Below are 20,321 nucleotides of genomic sequence, written 5' to 3'. Positions count from 1 at the left end.
TTTTTTTATTAAAAACATGAGCTGGTTATTTATTAATCAACTGAGGAATTATTACTCGTTTTTATTTGAGTCTGAGATTTTATCTCGAAGTGTTTTTCTGTCTATTTGTAAAATTTTAGCAGCTTTGGTTTTATTGTTACCAGTTGCAGAAAGCACTTTGTTTATATAATTTTTCTCCATGATTTTTAGAGGAACTAATTCTTCTTCAGGGAAATTAATAGTATACTTTAAATTGATTGGTAAATGTTCAACATCAACGATTTTATCACACATAATAACAGCGCGCTGAATAACATTTTCTAATTCTCTAATATTTCCAGGCCAAGAATAATTTTCTAAAGCTTTTATGGCGTTTGGAGTTATTTTTATAATTTGATCTTTATATTCAATTCCATATTTAAACAGAAATCTTTCAATTAGTATAGAAATATCTTCTTTTCTCTCTCGTAAAGGAGGTAGTGTAATTTCAACTACTGATAATCTGTAGTATAAATCTTCACGAAATGATTTATTGGTAATCATTTCTTTAATATTGCTATTGGTTGCAGCAATTACTCTTAAATCTATTTTCTCAGGTTTTTGACTACCTACTTTTACCACTTCCTTTTCTTGCAGTACACGCAATAATTTTGCCTGAACTTCTAAAGATGCATTTCCAATTTCATCTAAAAAGATTGTACCACCGTTAGCAGCCTGAAAAAAACCATTTCTGTCTTTATCAGCACCAGTGAAAGCACCTTTTGTATATCCAAACAACTCCGATTCAAGAAGATTCTCTGGAATGGCGCCACAGTTAACAGCTATAAATGGTTTTGCTGAAAATTTTCCTTGATAATGTATTGCTCTTGCAATTAATTCTTTACCAGTACCACTTTCACCATTTATTAAAATGGTAGCTTTATTATTTTTTACTCTTTCAATGATATCAAAAACTTCTAATATTTTTTTAGAATTTCCAATTAGTTCTTCATTTATTAAGGTAGATTTTAGGGTTTCTGAATTATTGGTAATTGTTTTATTCTTAGTTTTTAGTGTTTTTTTTACAGCAGTTTTAAGTTCTTCTTTTGTAAATGGTTTTGTTAAATATTCTACAACACCAGATTTTATTGCTAGAAGAGAATCTTGAATAGATGGATAACCTGTTACTACTAATATGGGAAGTTTAGGATAATGATTAGTTGTAAACTTTATAAGTTCGAACCCATCAATTTCCGGCATTTTTAAATCGGTAATTAATAAGTTTATAGTATTGTCGCGTAAAATAGAAACTGCTTCTTTTACAGAAATTGCCTTATAAACATGATAATTATAGCTGGCTAAGTGTCTGTATAACACTTCAAGAATATTAATATCGTCGTCAACAATGAGAATATTTTCTTTTAAAAAAGCCATAGTTATTTGTTGTTTTTGGGTAATGAAATAACAAAAGTAACTCCTTTTTCTGAGTTATTTTCAATAGTGATATTTCCTTTATGAGAAGATACAATTCCGTGAACTACACTTAAACCTAGTCCTGAACCTTCTCCAATAGGTTTTGTAGTGAAAAAGGGTTGGAATATTTTTCTCTGAATATTAATTGGAATTCCTTTTCCTTCATCAGCTATTTTTAAAATTACATTTTTTTCTTCATCATGAACAGATATAGTAACTAAACCTTCTTGAGGAGAAAAATATACGGCATTCATCAATAAATTAAATATAATTTGAGTAAGTTGAACGGAATCTGCGTTTAAATAAATCTCAGTTTTATCTATTAAAATAATATGCTTAATTTGTTGCTTTTTAAAAATGGGATTCAAAAAATCAATGGCATTCTTAATTGTAGGAACAATGTTTATTTTTCTCATTTTTTGTGGCATTTCACATGAGAAAAACATCAATTTTTTTACTATTTCTCTTGAAAAAATAGCGTTGTTTATTATCTTATTTATGTCTTCAGAAACATTTTTATTATTTTTAAATTCATCTAGTAAAAGTTCTGAAAAGCCTAAAATATTTGTTAGTGGGGTATTTAGTTCGTGTGCAATTCCGGCAGTAATTTCGCCCAAAATAACAAGCCTATCAGCTTGTTCCATTTTTCTTTTTATTTCTTTTTCTCTTTTGCGATCTTCAATTCGCTCAATGTAGTTTGAAATTTTTGAGGCAATATCTTTTAAAAGATCTTTTTCTTCTTCTAGAATAATATTATTTTCTGTAAAAATATGTATAGAACCATTTTTTTTATTAAATATCGTAATAGGTGTTTTGTAAGTCTCTTTTAGGTTAACAATACTGTTTATGGTTATTATTTTAGTTTTGTTTATTCTTATTAATACTTGTGTGTTAGTTTCATCTTTTAATGCTTTTTTAATGCTGAAAGCTATTGCGGTAAGTGTTTTTTTTGTACTTTCTTTATCATTAGAAATATAAGAAGTTACTTCATATAAACATGTAAGTTCTTTCACTCTTTCCTTTAGAGCTTCTTCTAATTCTGTCATTTCGTTTTACTTAAAAATAATTGTTAAAATACGAAAAACGATTGTCTTTATTGTTAAGATTTTTGTAATAAAAAAAAGCGACTCAATTTTGAGTCGCTTTTTTTATGCATTTTGAGTTTTTTCAACTTCAGTCTTTTTACTTGTCTTTACGTAGCTTGCTTTACAGCTCCATCCACTTGAGCAAGAAGTTAATGTTTATGCTGAAATTGCTAAAACTAATTTTGCTTTTTTCATTGCAAAGATTTTTATAGTTGTCTTAAATTGAATTTGTAGTATTTTTTACAATGTTGAATTCTACACGTCTATTTTCTGATCTTCTTCCGCTGTACATTTTCCACCACAATCAATTAGAGGTTTCGATTCTCCATAACCTTTGTAAGTTAAGCGTTCTTTAGAAATGCCTTTAGCAGTTAAATAATCAACTGTAGATTTTGCTCTTTTTTGAGACAAAACCATGTTGTATTTATCAGAACCTTTATTGTAGGTATGTGCACCAATTGCCAATTTCATTTCAGGATATTCGTTTAATACATTTACAATTTTATTTAAAGAAAGTTGTGATTCTTTTGTAATTGTAGCTTTGTTGAATTCAAAATAAATGCTTTCGATTACAATAGCATCTTCAGTAACAACTGGTTTGTCTTGTTCTAATTTTATAGGATTAGACAAAATGTTTTCCGAAGTAAACATGGTTTCTACTGGTAAATAACCTTCTTTGTTGACTAAAATTGTATTGTAAGAAATTGGATTTAATGGAAGTTTTATTTCCCCTTTATCATTAGCGATAGTTTCTGAAACAATGTTTCCAAATTCATCTTTTAAAACAACTTTAGCATTAGGTAGTGGCGTTAATGTTTCTTTTTCTACTACTTGATAGGTTTTATTTGGAGTTTCATATCGGTTAATTTTGAATTTTAAAATATCAAAATCTCCAGGAGCTTTTTCAGATGAAATATAACCTTTATCTTCATCAACTAAAATAAAAGCTTGATCGTCTTTTCGTGTATTAATAGAAGTTCCAAGGTTTAAAGCTGTTAAATATTCATTATTTACAATAGAACTTTTGAAAACATCAAAACCTCCAGTATTTAAATGACCTTTTGAAGAGAAAAATAAGTATTTGTTATCTTTTGTAGTATTAGGAAATTTTTCGTCTTCTTTAGGATTAATGTTTGAACCTAAGTTTTTTAAATTGCAAGAGAGCCTTTTCATTAATAGCTACTTCATATAAATCGAATCCTCCAAAACTACCAGGCATATTTGAAGCAAAGAATAATTTTTTACCATCTGCAGAAACTGTTGGTGTTTCAATTGAATAACCTACAGGGATTATATTTTCAACTTTTTGAACATTTGTCCAATAATCTTTAGAATTTAAATCTAATTCGGCTTTATATAAATCAAATGTTCCTGAATTAGAAGTGTCTTCTTGCGTGTAGAAAATTGTTTTTTGACTTGGAGTAAAAGCAATTGAACCTTCTTCTTTTTCAGAATCTAAAGCACTTGAAAGCAACAATGGGAATGATAAATTTCCTTCTTGGTCTACATTTACACAATATAAATTATTGTTGAAAGTTTTAGTGCTATCGTTATAAGTTGTTGTGTAATGTCTTCTTTTTTGTTTGAAAGAATTACATATTTATTCATAAAAAATGTTATAAAATTCGATAAAATGTCAAAAAAATCGATTTTCGGTTAAATAAGTTGCGCAATTTAAAGCAATAGTTTATAAATAGTTAGCAAGCGTTATTGACAATAGGATTTTCTATTAGTGTAGATTTTTGAATAAATTTTGTAGAATTTTCACATCTCCTATAAGGTCCACATTTATATCTTCTTGGTCCACAAGACGAGAATATAAATGTACTTACTAATAAAAAGGTTATTATTTTTTTCATGCTTTATTATTAAATATGAATCAGTTGCATTTTTAAAAGTTCTTCTAAGTGTTTTCGCTCATTCGATAACCTAGGAATTTTATGTTGCCCACCTAATTTATCGTTTTCTTTTAACCAATCGTAAAATAAATTTGTTCTGGCAACATTTAACTTTAACGGATTTAATGTCATATTGTTGTATCGCTTGGCTTCATAATCTGAATTTAATTTTTGTAAATTTTCATCTAGTAAAATAGAGAACTTTTCTATATTCGATGGTAATGTTTTAAATTCGACAATCCATTCGTGAGCACCTTTTTCTTGTTCTTTCATAAAAATTGGTGCTACAGTATAATCAATAACCTCGCAACCCAATTCACTACAAGTTTTAGCTAAAGCTTTATCAGTATTTTCAACCATTAATTCTTCGCCAAAAACATTTATATGATGTTTAGTTCGGCCACTAACAACAATTCGATAAGGATTAATGGAAGTAAAGCGAACGGTATCACCAATTAAATAGCGCCATAATCCTGAGTTTGTAGTAATTACAACCGCATAGTTTTTATGAAGTTCAACTTCGCTTAAAGGAATTACTTTCTGATTTGGGCAACCAAAGGTATCCATTGGAATGAATTCATAAAAAATGCCATAATCGAGCATTAAAAGCAATTCGTTGGAGTTGTTTAAATCTTGGATGGCAAAAAAACCTTCAGATGCATTATAGATTTCATAATAGCGGAAATTATCCTTTGGAAACAATTTTTGGTACTGATCTCTATATGGTTCAAAACTCACTCCGCCGTGAAAATATACTTCGGCATTAGGCCAAATATCTAGTAAACTTTGTTTTCCAGTAGTTTCCAAAGTTTTATTGAGTAAAACCATCATCCAACTTGGAACTCCGGCTAAACTGGTTACATTTTCTTGAATGGTTTCGTTGATAATGGCTGGAAGCTTGGTTTCCCAATCTCCCATCAAAGAAACTTTGTTACTTGGAGTTGAACTAAATTCGGCCCAAATGGGCATATTGTCAATTAAAATAGCTGATAAGTCGCCAAAAAATGTATTGTTATCTTCATATAATTGTTTACTTCCGCCTAAACGTAAACTTTTACCAGTAAATAATTGAGATTCTTCATTATTGTTTAAGTATAAACACAACAAATCTTTGCTGGCTTTATAATGACAATTTTCTAATGCTTCACTACTAACAGGTATAAATTTACTTTTTGCATTGGTTGTTCCGCTCGATTTTGCAAACCATTTGATAGGTGTGTTCCAAAAAACGTTTTGCGCTCCTTTTCTGGTTTGTTCAATTAAAGGTTCTAAATCTTCGTAAGTAGAAACGGGAACTCTTTCTGCAAAAGTTTTATAATTTTTAATGCTTGAAAAATCATATTTTTTGCCAATAACCGTATTCTCAGCCGATTTTAATAAGCTATGTAAAAGCTCTTCTTGAACTTCATGCGGATATTTTAGAAACAATTCCATTTGATGAATTCGTTTCTTTAAAATCCATGACGCTATTGAGTTTATTATGGGTAATGGCATTTTATTCTGTCAAATTATGATTATCAAAATAGTAATGATAACTTTACCAAAAATAACATTTTTTTTAATTTATTAATTCATCTCAATTAAAATTCAATCATGGATTACCAAGGAACACTTCAAAAAATGCAAACAGAATTAGGAAACCCTATTCAATATTATTTAGTTTTTGAAGATAGTTTTATACATGTAAATCAGGCAATAGGAAAGAATTTTTCAATGGAATTTGTGGGTTATCAATGTTTAAATTGTGGGCAGCCCAAAAAGATTTTCCGGCAAGGGTTTTGTTATGACTGTTTTATGAGTAGTCCAGCTGTGGGCGATTGGATTATGAAGCCAGAATTAAGTACAGCACATTTAGATATAGAAGATCGGGATTTAGAATATGAGAAAAGAGTACAGTTACAACCTCATATTGTGTATTTGGCTTTATCTAGTGAAGTGAAAGTGGGAGTGACAAGAAAAACTCAAGTTCCTACTCGATGGATCGATCAAGGCGCAATACAAGCAATTCCAATTGTTGAGGTTCCTAATAGATATTTGGCAGGAATTACTGAGGTGGCTTTAAAAGATTATTTTACCGATAAAACGAGTTGGCAAAAAATGCTGAAAAATGATGTTTCTCATGCCGATTTAATTGCTGAACGATTGAAAATAGAAACTGTTTTACCAGAAGAAGTAAAGCCTTATTTTTTAAATGCACCTCAGTTGTATAATCTTGATTATCCTGTGGAACAATATCCAACAAAAGTAACAAGTTTAAATTTAGATAAAACACCAAATTACTCTGGAACTTTAGCAGGAATAAAAGGGCAATACTTAATCTTCAACGATGGAACCGTTTTTAATGTTCGTTCGTATGAAGGTTATGTAGTAAAAATTAGTTTATAATTACCTAAGTCTAAAAGTTATGGGAAGACCATATTGGACTTTTACAGGTTTACCTCTGAGTAATCCGGGCCTAAATTGCGGTAAATTATCAATGATTCTATAAGCTTCTTGTCTTAAAAGTTCATGACCTCCATTGGTTTCAATTTGTTCTACAAAACCATCCTTGTTTATAATGAAGGTTACCAAAACCTTCCCTTGTATATTCTTTTTTGCAGCAGCTTTAGGATATTTAAAATGTTTTTGAATGTGTTCTGTCATATATGCATTAAAACATTCCATTCTTTTATTTTTTTCAACACTTTCACATCCTGGAGCTATAGGAATATCTTCTATTATAGAGAATGGAACATCAATTTCTTTTCCATTTAAAGAATCATTACTCTTGATTATAGCTTTTTTAACTTCTTTTTCTTCTTGAGAAAATGAATTGGCACTAAGAAATAGGAGAGTGAGTAAATAAATATATTTCATAATTAAACCGAAACTTGACCTTTAATATGTGGATGTGGGTCATAACCTTCTAAAGTAAAATCGTCGTAAGTGAAATCGAAAATATTTTTCACTTCTGGATTCATTTTCATAGTTGGTAAAGGGCGACATTCTCTAGAAAGTTGTAATTCTAATTGTTCAATATGATTGTTGTAAATATGAGCATCTCCAAAAGTATGTACGAAATCTCCAGGTTGTAAATCGCAAACTTGTGCGATCATCATCGTTAATAAAGCATAAGAAGCAATATTAAAAGGAACACCTAAGAAAATATCAGCACTACGTTGATACAACTGACAACTTAATTTTCCATCGGCAACATAAAACTGAAAGAAAGCATGACAAGGAGGAAGCGCTGCTTTTCCATTGGCAACATTTTCAGCAAATGAAACAGAAGTATCAGGTAAAACACTTGGATTCCATGCAGAAACTAACATTCTTCTGCTATTTGGATTTTTCTTTATGGTTTCAATTAATTCTGTAATTTGATCAATTTCTTCGCTGTTCCAGTTACGCCATTGATGTCCGTAAACTGGACCTAAATCGCCATTTTCATCAGCCCAAGCATCCCAAATTTTAACATCATTTTCTTTTAAATAAGCGATGTTAGTTTCACCTTTTAAAAACCACAACAATTCATGTATAATTGACTTTAAGTGTAACTTTTTTGTTGTTACCATTGGGAAACCTTCACTTAAATCGAATCGCATTTGGTATCCAAAAACACTAATAGTTCCTGTTCCCGTTCTGTCACCTTTTTGATGACCATTCTCTAATACATGTTTTACTAAGTCGTGGTATTGTTTCATAACTTTTGGTTAAGGTTGAAAGGTAAAGGGTCAAGGGTTGTTTTTCTTTAAAAAATTGATAAACGAACCAATTTTCCTTTCTAAATTTTTATAAATATAATTTTTGTTTCAGCTATTTCCAAAGAAATAAATTCTAAATCAGAACATAATATAAGTTGTGTTTCTAATTCATAGCAAGAACCAAGACTAATTTCTAAAAATCTACAAAAATCTTTGTTAGAACTTTTAGCACAACCTTCTGCTATATTTGAAGGAATTGAAATAGCACATCTATTAATTTGAGAAATTAATCCAAATTTCTCATTTTCAGGTAAGGATTCAGTTAAAATGTAAATTTCTTTGACAAGAATTCTTGCATCTTTCCAAATGTCTAAATCTCTAAAGTTTCTCATCCATTAACCTTTAACCATTCGCCTTTGACCAAAAATTACCCGATAATCATTCCAGCAATAGTAGCTGATAATAGCGAAGCTAAACTTCCTCCAATTACTGCTTTTAATCCGAATTCTGATAATGTTTTTCTTTGATTTGGAGCTAATGAACCAATTCCTCCAATTTGAATTCCAATTGAAGCAAAGTTGGCAAATCCACATAACATATAAGTTGCCATAATTACAGATTTCTCATAAGTGAAATGTATTTCGTTTGCTGCATTTTTTAATTCGGCTAATTGAATGTATCCAACAAACTCTGATGCCGCTAATTTTATTCCTAATAATTGTCCCATCAACATCATGTCTTCAGTTGCAACACCTATTAACCACATTAATGGCGCAAATACAATTCCTAGAATAGTTTCTAAAGAGAATTTAGAGTAAGGAGTATTATTGGCAATAACTTCATTTAGTCCGCTCCAATCTCCAATCCAACCTAAAGTATAATTAATCATGGCAATAAAAGCAATAAAAACTAATAGCATAGCAGCAACATTAGCAGCTAATTTTAAACCTTCAGTAGTTCCTGTAGCAATAGCATCAAGAATGTTTGAACCAATTTTATCTTTTGTGACTTCAACATTAGTATTTATACTTTCGGTTTGAGGATATAAAATTTTAGAAACCACAATAGCACCAGGAGCAGCCATTACAGATGCAGCTAAAAGATGTTTCGCAAATTCTAAACGCAATACAGGGTCGTTTCCACCTAAAAATCCAATGTATGCAGCTAAAACTCCACCAGCAACAGTTGCCATTCCGCCAATCATTACTAATAGAATTTCGCTTTTATTCATTTTTTCTAAATAAGCTTTAATCATTAAAGGTGCTTCTGTTTGTCCTAAAAAGATATTACCTGCAACAGATAAGCTTTCTGCCCCCGAAATTTGTAAGATTTTAGTTAAAACTAAAGCCATTCCTTTTACTACAATTTGAATTACACCTAAATAGAATAATACCGAAGTTAAAGCAGAGAAGAAAATAATTGTAGGTAAAACTTGGAACAAAAAGATGAAGCCAAAGCTCTCTACATTCATCATTCCACCTAATAAAAATTCGCTACCTGCTCTCGTGAAATCTAGTACTAATACAAAAAGATTACCAACAAATTCGAATGCAGCTTTAACAAAAGGAACCTTTAAAACACCTACCGCTAAAACTAATTGAGCCGAAAGCCCTAATCCAACTGTTTTCCAATTGATAGCTTTTCTATTTGAACTAAAAATAAATGCGACTGCTAATAAACAAAGCATTCCTAAAATTCCTCTACCTAAACCAATAGCTGTTAAACCTTGATTTGGAACTAATTCAGAAGATTTTGTTTCCTTTTTAATTTTATTTGAAGAAAAAAACGAATAGGCTTTTTCTCCTTTTTTTAATGTAAGTGTGGAGTCGGTTTTGGTTTCAATTCTAAAACGCTTTGTTGGAGAATCTGAACCATTTTCGAATAAGAATAAAAAATTATCTTGAACTAAATAATCACCATTTTGTGAAATACTGTCGTTTGATAATTTTAAATTATAACTTCCTTCTTTTAGTTCTAAAAAGTCGCCATTAGAAGAGCTTAATTGCCATTTTTTTTCAATTTCTTGACCGAAAGAAAAAACAAAAAATAGCGAAAAAAATAGTGGTAATATTTTTTTAATCATTTGATTAGTATAGGTTATATTATGATTCTTTTCTTGAAATTTCGTCTCTAATTTTAGCAGCTTTTTCATAGTCTTCATTTTGAACTGCTTCATCGAGTTTAGCATAAAGCTCTTCAATTGTATAATGGCTAAAATCGCCTGGATTTATATTTTTTTCGCTTTCAATGCCAAAAGTTTCTGGTGTAGATAAGGCTTCGTCACCATCCTCGTCTTCGTTATCTTTGTCGGAACTATTCATATTTAAATAAATACCAGCTTTATCTAAAATGTTTTTGTAAGTAAAAATAGGAGCATTAAATCGAATGGCTAATGCAATTGCATCTGAAGTACGAGCGTCAATAATTTCTTCAATTTTGTCTCTTTCGCAAATAATACTTGAAAAGAAAACACCATCTACCAACTTGTGAATGATAACTTGTTTTACCACAATATCAAATCTATCGGCAAAACTTTTAAATAAGTCGTGCGTTAATGGGCGAGGTGGTTTTATTTCTTTTTCTAATGCTATAGCAATAGATTGCGCTTCAAAAGCACCAATTACGATAGGAAGATTTCTTTCGCCATCAACTTCGTTCAAAATTAGGGCATAAGCTCCATTTTGTGTTTGGCTGTAAGAAATTCCTTTTATAGTAAGTTTAACTAAACTCATAAATCAAAATCATTATAAATGATAGCAAATTTGAATAAGGGGTCAAAAATAAAAAAAAGAGCTATCTAAACAAAGATAACTCTAATTTTCTAATATTATATTTGAAATAAATCTAAAAATTATGCATTATTAGCTTTAAATTCTTTTAATTTCTCTACTAATTTTGGTACAACTTCAAAAGCGTCGCCTACAATACCATAATCAGCAACCTTAAAGAATGGCGCCTCGGCATCTGTATTAATAACAACTTTTACTTTAGAAGCATTGATACCAGCAATATGTTGAATTGCTCCAGAAATACCTACAGCAATGTATAAATTTGCTGCAACAGGTTTACCGGTTTGACCTACGTGCTCGCTGTGAGGTCTCCATCCAATATCAGAAACTGGTTTAGAACAAGCAGTAGCTGCTCCTAAAACTGAAGCTAAATCTTCAATCATTCCCCAATTTTCAGGTCCTTTTAAACCACGACCTGCAGAAACTACGATTTCAGCATCAGCGATAGTTACTTTACCAGTCACTTTTTCTACATTCTCAGTTTTTACTGAAAAATCTGCATCGTTTAATGATGGACTAAAATCTTCTTCAGTTAACGAAACAGCATCTTCTGCTAAACCAAATGAGTTTTTAGCTAAACCAATAACTTTAACATCAGTATTGATTTCTGTAATATTGAAAGCTTTATTAGAAAATGCAGTTCTTTTTACTTGAAAAGGAGCAGTACTTACAGGAAGTGCTACAACATTAGAAGCGTATCCTGCATTTAAAGCAACTGCTAGAAGTGGAGCTAAATATAAACTATCAGTTGTTGATGATAATGCTACAACTTTTGTTCCTTCTTTTTCTGCAGCTTGTTTAATTATATCTGCATAAGCTTTTGCATTAAAGTTGTTTAATTTATCGTTAGTTACTTTTAAAACTTTACTTACACCGTATTTTGATAAATCGCTAACATTTGAGTTGTTTACAGTAACTGCAGTAACTGTAGTTCCTAAACTGTCAGCAACTTTTTTTGCATAAGAAGCTAATTCTAATGCAACTTTTTTAAATTTCCCTTCAGAAGATTCTGCGTATATTAAAATTGACATGATTTCTTAAAATTTAATTTTTAAAATTAGATTACTTTAGCTTCGTTATGTAATAAACTGATTAATTCGTCAATATTGTCAGGACTAATCATTTTACAAGCCGATTTTGGAGCTGGTTTCTCAAATTTTACAACTTTAGTTGCTACAGTGTCACCTGTTGGTTCTTTTACTGTTAAAGCTTTTGAACGCGCCATCATAATTCCTCTCATATTTGGAATACGTAAATCTTTCTCTTCAACTAAACCTTTTTTCCCTCCAATAACTAAAGGTAAGCTTGTCGAAACAGTTTCTTTTCCTCCGTCAATTTCACGAACAATTTTAGCTTCATTTCCAGTTACTTCTAGACCAATAGAAGAATTAACGAAATTATAACCTAACATGGCAGCTAACATACCAGGAACCATACCTCCGTTATAATCAATAGATTCGGTACCCGCAATCACTAGGTCATATCCACCTTCTTTAACTACTTCTGCTAGTTGTTTTGCTACAAACATTCCGTCTGTAGGATTTGCGTTTACTCTAATAGCTTCATCAGCACCAATAGCTAATGCTTTTCTTAATGTAGCTTCAGCATCAGCTCCGCCAACATTAACTACAGTAACATTTGCTCCTGTTTGTTCTTTTAAAATAACTGCTTTAGTTAAACCAAATTCATCATTTGGATTGATTACAAATTGAACACCATTAGTGTCAAATTCAGTGTCTCCATTTGTAAAGTTGATTTTTGAAGTAGTATCAGGCACATGACTGATGCAAACTAGTATTTTCATCACTTAAATAGTTTATGTTTAATTATCAATAATGGTTACGAAATTAATAAAAATAATCCAAAAAATACTATGCGTGCATAATATTTTTTAAAAAAAGTAAATTTACGAAACCGTTATAGTTATTTTTAAGACAATAGAGTTATTTTTAATCGGCTATTTTTTTTATTTTTGCCATTCATAGAAATTAAAACAATGAAAACAATACAATTTAGAGAAGCTGTTTGCGAGGCAATGAGTGAAGAAATGCGTCGCGATGAGTCTATATATTTAATAGGAGAAGAAGTTGCTGAATATAATGGAGCTTACAAGGCATCTAAAGGAATGCTTGATGAGTTTGGTCCAAAAAGAGTTATCGATGCACCTATTGCTGAGTTAGGTTTTGCTGGAATTGCAGTTGGTTCTGCAATGAATGGTAACAGACCAATTGTTGAGTTTATGACATTTAACTTCTCATTAGTTGGTATTGATCAAATTATTAATAACGCAGCAAAAATGCGTCAAATGTCTGGTGGACAATTCAATATTCCAATTGTATTTAGAGGTCCAACGGCTTCTGCTGGTCAGTTAGCAGCTACTCACTCTCAAGCTTTTGAAAACTGGTATGCAAACTGTCCAGGTTTAAAAGTAGTAGTTCCTTCAAATCCATATGATGCAAAAGGATTATTAAAATCAGCTATTCGTGATAATGACCCAGTTATTTTCATGGAATCTGAACAAATGTATGGTGATAAAGGAGAAGTGCCTGAAGGAGAATACACAATCCCACTTGGTGTTGCAGACATCAAAAGAGAAGGTACAGATGTAACGATTGTTTCTTTTGGTAAAATTATTAAAGAAGCTTTAACTGCGGCTGAAGAATTAGCTAAAGAAGGAATTTCTTGTGAAGTAATTGATTTAAGAACTGTTCGTCCTATGGATTATGACGCGATTATCAATTCAGTAAAGAAAACAAATAGATTAGTAGTTTTAGAAGAAGCTTGGCCTTTTGCTTCAGTTGCTTCAGAGATTACTTATATGGTTCAAGAAAAAGCTTTTGATTATTTAGATGCTCCAGTTCAAAGAATCACAACTGCAGATGCTCCTGCGCCATATTCTCCAGTTTTATTAAAAGAGTGGTTACCAAATGCAAATGATGTAATTAAAGCTGTAAAAAAAGTAGCATATAAATAAAATATAACTTCTTATATTTGAAACTTCATCAGCAAAAACTGATGAAGTTTTTTTTGATAGCTTATGATAAAGAAAATATTGCTTTTTTTGTTTTTCACGTCACTTACTGTTGCACAAACAAAGGTAGGCGGTAAGGTTATTGATGAATTTGATGAACCTGTTGCTTTTGCTAATGTGTTTTTTAAAAATTCTAAAACTGGAGTTATAACTGACGAAAACGGAAATTTCTATTTTGAATCCGATGAAAATTATTCAACGTTAGTAGTTTCGTTTGTTGGTTTTGAAACGCAAGAAATTCCTTTAAAAAAAGGGTTAAATAGCAATCTTAAAATAGTTTTAAAAGAAGGAACTACATTAAAAGAAGTAATTGTTTACACAGGTAAAACTTCTAAAAAGAATAATCCTGCTATTGATATTTTAAGAAAAATTTGGGCTAGAAAAAAGAAAAACGGACTTTACATGTTTGATCAATATAAATATGACAAATATGAGAAGGTTGAATTTGATATGAATACCATCGACAGTGCTTTTATGAATAGTAAAGTATTTAAAGGAATGGAATTTATATTCGATAATATTGATACTTCGAGAATTACAGGAAAAACATATTTACCAATATTTATAAATGAGAGTTTACTCGAGGTTTATGGTGATAATTTAAAAAAGAAGAAAAAGAAATTTTAAAGGCAAATAAAAATTCTGGTTTTGGAAACGGAGATGGAGTAAATACATTTATTAAAGATTTATATGCTGATTATAATATTTACAATAACTATTTAAAGTTTTTTGATAAATCATTTGTAAGCCCTTTATCTAGAACTGGTATTGATGTTTATAATTATGTCTTAAGTGATAGTGCTTATATAGATAATAAATGGTGTTACAATATTGTGTATTATCCAAGAAGAAAAAATGAATTAACATTTAAAGGCGATTTTTGGGTTAACGATTCTACATGGGCAATTAAAAAAATTAACCTAGAAGCAAGTAAAAGTGCAAATATAAACTGGGTAAAAGAAATCTACATTGAGCAAGAATTTGATGTTTTAAATGATTCTGTTTTCTTGTTGAAAAGGGATTATATGATGTCCGATTTTAGTTTATCTAAAAAAGAAGAGTCAAAGGGTGTTTATGGGAAGCGAACAACTGTTGTAAAAAATCATGTTTTTAATGAACCTAAAGACGATAAATTCTATAGGGAGGAAGTTAATTTTTATGATAATGAAGTTTTTGCTAAAACTGATGAATTTTGGAATGAAAATAGATTTGAAGGGTTAAATGAAAATGAATCAGGTATTTACAAAATGCTCGATACACTACAAACTGTTCCAAAGTTTAAAAAAATATACAATTTAGCTACCATACTTGGTAGTGGTTATATTCAGGTTGGTAAATTTGATTACGGACCAATTTTCTCAACGTTTGGATATAATGATGTTGAGGGGTTAAGAGTAAGAGCGGGAGGCAGAACTTATTTTGGCCCTAATGACAAATGGAGATTACAAGGGTATGCTGCGTATGGTTTTAAAGACAACAAGGTTAAATATGGTTTGTTAGGAAAATGGATGGTTGATACTAAAAATAGAATCATCCTATCATTAGGAAACAGAAGAGATGTAGAGCAAATAGGAGTAAGTTTAACAACTTCAAATGATGTTTTAGGAAGAAGTTTTGCATCATCATCATTGTTTTCATCCGGAACTAATAATAAATTAACTTCAATTAATTTAACTACACTTGGTTTTGAAATGGAACCTGTTAAGAACTTCATTTTCCAAACCAATTTTCTTATAGAACATTAAAATCTGCTTCTAATGAATTTAGTTTAGATTATTATACCGATTTAACGCAAACAGAAATTAAAAGTGAAGTTAAACAAGCTGAAATTAATTTAGTAGCAGAGTATACGCCAAAAAGAAAAACAGTGGGTTATGGTGTAGATAGATTAGAAGTAGATAATAATTATGCTCGCCTTTTTCTGAGCTATAGCAACGGAATGAAAGGTGTTTTTGATAGTGATTTTAATTATCAAAAAGTACAGTTTTATTACAGACAACCTGTTTTAATTGGTGGTTTTGGACGTTTGTTTACAACTTTTGAAGCTGGTAAAATATTTGGTGAAGTTCCACTTGGTTTAATGGGAGTAATTCCAGGAAATCAATCTTATTTTTCAATCGAAAACACATATAATCTTTTAGATTATTATGATTTTGTTGCCGATCAATATGCTTCTTTACATTTTGAACATAATTTTGGAGGAAGATTGTTTTCAAGAGTTCCTTATTTAAGAAAACTTAATTTAAGAGAAATTATTGGTGTTAAAGGAGTTGTAGGAAGTGTTTCTGATGAAAATATCATGATTAATGCTTCGGGGTTAAATTATGTTTCGCCAGAAAATTTATATTGGGAATATCACGCAGGTGTAGGAAATATTTTCAAAGTTTTGCGCATTGATTTTGCTTGGAGAGGTAGTTATTTAGATATGCCAAATGCAAGAAAATTTGCTGTAAGAGCTTCTTTCGGATTCTACTTTTAATGAAACAAGCTGTTGCTTATCTTTTAGATGCTGATGCTATTTTTGAAAAAATTATTCAAGAATACGGAATCCCTGTTCAACCTAAAAGACCTCAAGGGTTTGAAACCTTAGTTTTACTTATTTTAGAACAACAAGTTTCAATAGATTCTGCTAAAGCTACATTTTTAAGACTCAAGCAAGCAATTCCTGAATTCTACCCGGAAAACCTTTCTCTTTTTCCCGATGAAAATTTTAGAACTTGTGGTGTAAGTCGTCAAAAAGTGAAATATATAAAAGCACTTTCAGATGCTGTAATTTCAAATGAATTAGATTTGGCGAGTTTAGAATTTAAACATCCTGATAGTGTTCGACAAGAGCTTATTAAGATAAAAGGGATTGGTAATTGGACTATAGATATCTATTTGATGTTCTGTTTAAATTCTCCTGATATTATTCCTCTAGGAGATATCGCTGTTGTAAATACTATGAAAGAACTTCTCGATATCCATACAAGAGAAGAAATGGAAGAATATGCTTTAAAATGGAAACCATATCGTTCTTTTGCAACGTATTTTCTATGGCATTATTATTTACAAAAAAGAGGTAGAAAGATTACATATTAAATCTATGTAAAATCTATACTTTTTTTGCAAAACTCTTTTGTTTCTAATGTTTTATAATGGTAACTTTGGACCCGCTTTAAAAATATAAGATAATGACAGCAGATAAAATTACTACATTTGATGTATTGATTGAGATTCCAAGAGGAAGCAGAAACAAATACGAGTACGATTTTGAATTAAAAAGAATGCGTTTTGACAGAATGTTATTTTCGTCAATGATGTATCCTGCAGATTATGGTTTCATTCCAGAAACTTTAGCTTTAGATGGTGACCCATTAGATGTTTTAGTTTTAGTAAATGAACCAACTTTCCCAGGTTGTGTTATGGAAGTAAAACCAATTGGTGTTTTCCACATGGCAGATGATAAAGGACCAGATGAAAAAGTAATTTGTGTACCAGTTTCAGATCCAATTTGGAATAAATTAAACGATTTAAAAGATGTAAATCCTCACTTAATTAAAGAAATCGAACATTTCTTCCAAGTATATAAAGACTTAGAAAACAAAAAAGTTGATGTTGAAGGTTGGGGAGATGTTAACGAAGCAAAAGAAATTTTAGTGAAATGTACAAACCGTTTCAACGAATTAGAAAATAAGCCAGAAGGATTATTTAGTATCAAATAATTCTTTAAAAGCTACAAGTTTTTAAAAGGCAAAAATCCTAGGATTTTTGCCTTTTTTTTATATTTTTTTTGTAATATTATTAAAAATTAATTTTAACAACCAAATTTTTATGGATAAAATAATGATATATGTGCCCATTATTATGGCACTATTGGGTTTAGCATTCATGGCTTATAAAAGAGCTTGGGTTTTAAAGCAAGATGCTGGCGATGGTAAAATGAAAGAAATTTCAGATTATATCTACGAAGGCGCCTTAGCATTCTTGAAAGCAGAATACAAATTATTAACCTTTTTTGTAATTGGAGCAAGTATTACTTTAGCAGCAATTTCATATTTTGTTCCAACTACTCACATTTTAATTGTTGTAGCTTTTATTTTTGGAGCTATTTTCTCTGCTTTAGCAGGAAATATGGGAATGAAAATTGCAACTAAATCAAATGTACGAACTACACAAGCTGCACGTACAAGTTTACCTCAAGCATTAAAAGTTTCTTTTAGTGGTGGTACAGTTATGGGATTAGGAGTTGCTGGTTTAGCAGTTCTTGGTTTAACAACATTCTTTATTGTTTTATATCAAGTATTTATGAACGGTGGTTGGACATCTTCTGAAGATATGACAATCGTTTTAGAAACATTAGCAGGTTTTTCATTAGGAGCAGAATCTATTGCATTATTCGCACGTGTAGGTGGTGGTATTTATACAAAAGCAGCTGATGTTGGAGCCGATTTAGTTGGTAAAGTTGAAGCTGGTATTCCAGAAGATGATCCTCGTAATCCTGCAACAATTGCCGATAACGTAGGAGATAACGTAGGAGACGTTGCGGGTATGGGTGCCGATTTATTCGGTTCTTATGTTGCAACAGTTTTAGCAGCTATGGTACTAGGAAATTATGTAATTAAAGATATGGGTGGTGCCATTGATGACGTTTTTGGTGGAATTGGACCAATTTTATTACCAATGGCAATTGCTGGTTTTGGAATTTTATTTTCAATTATTGGAACATTATTAGTAAATATTTCTTCAGATGATGCCAAAGAAGCTCAAGTACAAGGAGCTTTAAATAAAGGAAATTGGCTTTCAATTGCTTTAACATTAGCGTCATGTTATTTCTTAGTACAGTATATGTTACCAGAAACTATGAAAATGGAGTTTTATGGTGAAGGTTTAAAAGAAATTTCATCAATGCGAGTATTCTATGCTACTATCGTTGGCTTATTTGTAGGTGGTGTTATTTCATCAGTAACAGAATATTATACAGGTTTAGGAACAAAGCCAGTTTTAGCTATTGTACAAAAATCAGCTACTGGAGCAGGAACTAACGTAATCGCTGGTTTGGCAACAGGTATGATTTCTACTTTTCCAACAGTACTTTTATTTGGTGGTGCTATTTGGGCTTCATATGCATTAGCAGGTTTCTATGGAGTTGCATTAGCAGCGTCAGCTATGATGGCTACAACAGCAATGCAATTAGCTATTGATGCTTTTGGACCAATTGCCGATAACGCAGGTGGTATCGCTGAAATGAGTGAATTACCAAAAGAAGTTCGTACAAGAACAGATATTTTAGACTCAGTAGGTAATACTACAGCAGCAACTGGAAAAGGTTTCGCAATTGCTTCAGCAGCGTTAACATCTTTAGCATTATTTGCAGCGTATGTTACTTTTACTGGAATTGACGGAATTAACATTTTTAAAGCTCCAGTTTTAGCGATGTTATTTGTTGGAGGTATGATACCCGTTGTTTTTTCAGCTTTAGCAATGAATTCAGTTGGTAAAGCAGCAATGGATATGGTTTTCGAGGTACGTCGTCAGTTTAAAGAAATTGCTGGGATTATGGAAGGTACTGGTAAACCTGAGTATGGTAAATGTGTTGAAATTTCTACAAAAGCGGCTTTACGCGAAATGATGTTACCAGGAATTTTAACTATTGGTTTCCCTATTGCTATTGTGTTATTAGGTAAATTAGTTTATGCAGATAATAACCAGTTAGTAGCTGAAATGTTAGGTGGTTATATGGCGGGTGTTACTGTTTCAGGTGTACTTTGGGCTGTATTTCAAAATAATGCTGGTGGTGCTTGGGATAATGCTAAAAAATCTTTCGAAGCTGGTGTAGAAATTAACGGAGAAATGACTTTTAAAGGATCAGATGCTCACAAAGCAGCTGTAACTGGAGATACTGTAGGAGATCCATTTAAAGATACTTCTGGTCCATCTATGAACATCTTAATTAAATTAACGTGTTTAATTGGTTTAGTAATTGCTCCAATTTTAGGAGGTCATTCTGCTACTACAGAAAAAGGAGCTTGTTGTGCAAAAACTGAAATGACTAGTGGAGCTCATGGTCAATGTGATTTATCGAAATGTGCAACAATGACTAAAGAAGAGTGTGCAGCATTTTGTGAATCAAATGGTTGTTCAGAAGCTTGTAAAGCTAAATGTATGGCTCAATATGATGAGAATGGAAAATATATTGGTGAAGGACATCATGTTCATGGACCAAATTGTAATCATGGTACAGAAATGAAAATTGTTGATATGAAAGTTACCAAAGAGAAAAGTGATGATGGAAAAGTGAAAGCTGTAGTGACGTTAACAACAGATGTTAATGGAGAAGTAAAAACAGAAGAGTATGTTTTTGAAGGAGATGATTTAGAAGTTCAAGCAGCAATTGATAAATTAGGTCAAAAATAATCTATTTT

The 20,321-nt window shown here is 30.9% G+C and carries 17 protein-coding genes and 1 pseudogene; 6 read left to right on the top strand and 12 right to left on the bottom strand.

Features of this window, described 5'->3' with window-relative positions; translation table 11 throughout:
- Positions 1–51: 51 nt before the first annotated feature.
- The 5 genes from GCU34_RS08700 to GCU34_RS08680 all read right to left on the bottom strand — a co-directional run bounded on the left by GCU34_RS08700 (position 52) and on the right by GCU34_RS08680 (position 5,908).
- The gene (locus GCU34_RS08700) at positions 52–1,392 is read right to left on the bottom strand and encodes a sigma-54-dependent transcriptional regulator (protein ID WP_072783235.1); all 1,341 of its coding nucleotides are present in this window, start codon (positions 1,390–1,392) and stop codon (positions 52–54) included.
- Positions 1,393–1,394: 2 nt separating this feature from the next.
- A complete protein-coding gene (locus GCU34_RS08695) occupies positions 1,395–2,477 on the bottom strand; it encodes a sensor histidine kinase (protein ID WP_072783237.1) in 1,083 nt (360 codons plus the stop codon).
- A gap of 294 nt (positions 2,478–2,771) precedes the next feature.
- Positions 2,772–3,689 (bottom strand): OmpA family protein, encoded by a 918-nt coding sequence (locus tag GCU34_RS08690; protein ID WP_072783239.1) that lies wholly within the window; start codon positions 3,687–3,689, stop codon positions 2,772–2,774.
- A complete protein-coding gene (locus GCU34_RS08685) occupies positions 3,643–3,993 on the bottom strand; it encodes a TolB-like translocation protein (RefSeq protein ID WP_193702236.1) in 351 nt (116 codons plus the stop codon). The genes GCU34_RS08690 and GCU34_RS08685 overlap by 47 nt, the downstream gene beginning before the upstream one ends.
- A 391-nt stretch (positions 3,994–4,384) precedes the next feature.
- Positions 4,385–5,908: a GH3 auxin-responsive promoter family protein gene (locus GCU34_RS08680; RefSeq protein WP_072783243.1), complete on the bottom strand. Its 1,524-nt coding sequence runs from the start codon at positions 5,906–5,908 to the stop codon at positions 4,385–4,387.
- A 99-nt stretch (positions 5,909–6,007) separates the two neighbouring features.
- Here GCU34_RS08680 and GCU34_RS08675 point away from each other — a divergent pair, with 99 nt between their 5' ends.
- On the top strand, positions 6,008–6,799 hold the full coding sequence (locus GCU34_RS08675; protein ID WP_072783255.1) for a DUF2797 domain-containing protein: 792 nt from the start codon (positions 6,008–6,010) through the stop codon (positions 6,797–6,799).
- On the opposite strand, the gene GCU34_RS08670 is transcribed toward GCU34_RS08675, so the two are convergent.
- From GCU34_RS08670 to GCU34_RS08640, 7 genes are all read right to left on the bottom strand, one after another.
- Positions 6,800–7,270, bottom strand: coding sequence for an energy transducer TonB (locus tag GCU34_RS08670; RefSeq protein ID WP_072783262.1), 471 nt, complete (start codon positions 7,268–7,270; stop codon positions 6,800–6,802).
- Positions 7,271–7,272: 2 nt separating this feature from the next.
- Complete coding sequence (locus GCU34_RS08665; protein ID WP_072783264.1) at positions 7,273–8,097, bottom strand: thymidylate synthase; 825 nt, start codon at positions 8,095–8,097, stop codon at positions 7,273–7,275.
- A gap of 80 nt (positions 8,098–8,177) precedes the next feature.
- Entirely contained in the window at positions 8,178–8,489 is a 312-nt protein-coding gene (locus GCU34_RS08660) for a four helix bundle protein (protein WP_152378425.1), read from the bottom strand.
- 35 nt (positions 8,490–8,524) lie between these two features.
- Positions 8,525–10,177 carry a NupC/NupG family nucleoside CNT transporter gene (locus GCU34_RS08655; protein ID WP_449403953.1) on the bottom strand — a complete coding sequence of 551 codons (1,653 nt, stop codon included), beginning with the start codon at positions 10,175–10,177 and terminating at the stop codon, positions 8,525–8,527.
- 22 nt (positions 10,178–10,199) lie between these two features.
- Positions 10,200–10,829 carry a bifunctional nuclease family protein gene (locus tag GCU34_RS08650; RefSeq protein WP_072783268.1) on the bottom strand — a complete coding sequence of 210 codons (630 nt, stop codon included), beginning with the start codon at positions 10,827–10,829 and terminating at the stop codon, positions 10,200–10,202.
- Positions 10,830–10,948: 119 nt separating this feature from the next.
- A complete protein-coding gene (locus GCU34_RS08645) occupies positions 10,949–11,917 on the bottom strand; it encodes an electron transfer flavoprotein subunit alpha/FixB family protein (protein WP_072783270.1) in 969 nt (322 codons plus the stop codon).
- A 26-nt stretch (positions 11,918–11,943) separates the two neighbouring features.
- On the bottom strand, positions 11,944–12,690 hold the full coding sequence (locus GCU34_RS08640) for an electron transfer flavoprotein subunit beta/FixA family protein (protein ID WP_072783272.1): 747 nt from the start codon (positions 12,688–12,690) through the stop codon (positions 11,944–11,946).
- Between the two features lie 192 nt (positions 12,691–12,882).
- Here GCU34_RS08640 and GCU34_RS08635 point away from each other — a divergent pair, with 192 nt between their 5' ends.
- The 5 genes and pseudogenes from GCU34_RS08635 (at position 12,883) to GCU34_RS08615 (ending at position 20,313) form a co-directional block, all read left to right on the top strand.
- A complete protein-coding gene (locus GCU34_RS08635; protein WP_072783274.1) occupies positions 12,883–13,860 on the top strand; it encodes a pyruvate dehydrogenase complex E1 component subunit beta in 978 nt (325 codons plus the stop codon).
- Positions 13,861–13,923: 63 nt separating this feature from the next.
- Positions 13,924–16,396, top strand: a pseudogene (locus tag GCU34_RS08630) (DUF5686 family protein).
- Positions 16,396–16,998, top strand: a complete 603-nt coding sequence (locus GCU34_RS08625; RefSeq protein ID WP_072783278.1) for a DNA-3-methyladenine glycosylase family protein — start codon at positions 16,396–16,398, stop codon at positions 16,996–16,998. Before GCU34_RS08630 ends, GCU34_RS08625 begins: the two are co-directional and overlap by 1 nt.
- Positions 16,999–17,090: 92 nt before the next feature.
- Positions 17,091–17,621: an inorganic diphosphatase gene (locus GCU34_RS08620; RefSeq protein WP_072783280.1), complete on the top strand. Its 531-nt coding sequence runs from the start codon at positions 17,091–17,093 to the stop codon at positions 17,619–17,621.
- 109 nt (positions 17,622–17,730) lie between these two features.
- Positions 17,731–20,313: a sodium-translocating pyrophosphatase gene (locus GCU34_RS08615; protein ID WP_072783431.1), complete on the top strand. Its 2,583-nt coding sequence runs from the start codon at positions 17,731–17,733 to the stop codon at positions 20,311–20,313.
- Positions 20,314–20,321: the final 8 nt, after the last annotated feature.

This window comes from Flavobacterium haoranii (assembly GCF_009363055.1).
GTDB lineage: Bacteria > Bacteroidota > Bacteroidia > Flavobacteriales > Flavobacteriaceae > Flavobacterium > Flavobacterium haoranii.
This window is presented reverse-complemented; position numbering and strand designations above follow the sequence as displayed.